The following is an 831-nucleotide window of genomic DNA, read 5'->3' as shown; positions in this document are numbered from 1 at the left end:
GCTGGAACGCGAGGCCAGCCGTGGCTGACCCGCACCAGCACAAGATGCCCCCGCTCGGCGTGAAGCTCGCCACCAGCATCGAGAACCGCGGCAACGGATACCTCGCGCGCGTGCGCTGGACCGACCCGCACACGAAGAAGCGGCCCAGCCGATCCGAGTTCGTCGCCACTCCGGAAGAGGCGGAAGCGTTCTTCGAAAAGCTGCGACAGGCGACCGAGACCGGCACAGATACCCTCATCACCTTCACCGACTACGTGGCATCCATCGGAACCCGCTGGCAGCGCGGGCTCGACCCCACCTCAACCGCTTCGTACTACGATGCCGGACTCAGGCTGCGCGTTCTACCCGCGCTCGGACACCTCAAGGTCAGCAAGATCACCACCGGCGTGATCGACCGCACCATCGACCAGTGGGAAACCGAGTACAGCCCATCCACGATCAAGAACACCATCGCGCCACTCGTACGGGTGCTCGATGTAGCAGTGCGTGACGAGGTGATCTCCTCGAATCCGGCCAAGAATCGCGCCAGGCGTACGTTTCACAAGGATTCAGCGCTCAAGCCCGGCGCGCTGCGCGCCTATGCGATCCCGGATATCGAGAAGCTCAATATCCTGGCCGAGGCGTGCGGGGAAGTGCATCAGAGCTATTCGGATCACGTGATGCTCTGCGCCATGCTCTCTGCCCGTGGCTCCGAAGTCGCCGGCCTTGAAGTCGGCGACATCGACTGGGTGAACCGCATCGTGAGGATCGAGCGACAGGTCTACCCTGGCAAGGGCGGCCTCGTCACGAAGCAGACCAAGGGCCGCAAGGAACGCTATGTGCCGATCCTCG

At 63.5% G+C, this 831-nt stretch carries 1 protein-coding gene; it reads left to right on the top strand.

Annotated elements, in window-relative coordinates:
• Nucleotides 1-20 precede the first annotated feature (20 nt).
• Nucleotides 21-831 (top strand): tyrosine-type recombinase/integrase (locus tag EGM46_RS14535; RefSeq protein WP_125100824.1); only part of this gene is annotated, 811 nt, incomplete at its 3' end.

The organism is Leucobacter chromiireducens, assembly GCF_003917135.1.
GTDB classification, from domain to species: domain Bacteria; phylum Actinomycetota; class Actinomycetes; order Actinomycetales; family Microbacteriaceae; genus Leucobacter; species Leucobacter chromiireducens_A.
Note: the sequence above shows the minus strand (reverse complement) of the source record. Positions and strands in the feature narration are given on the sequence as shown.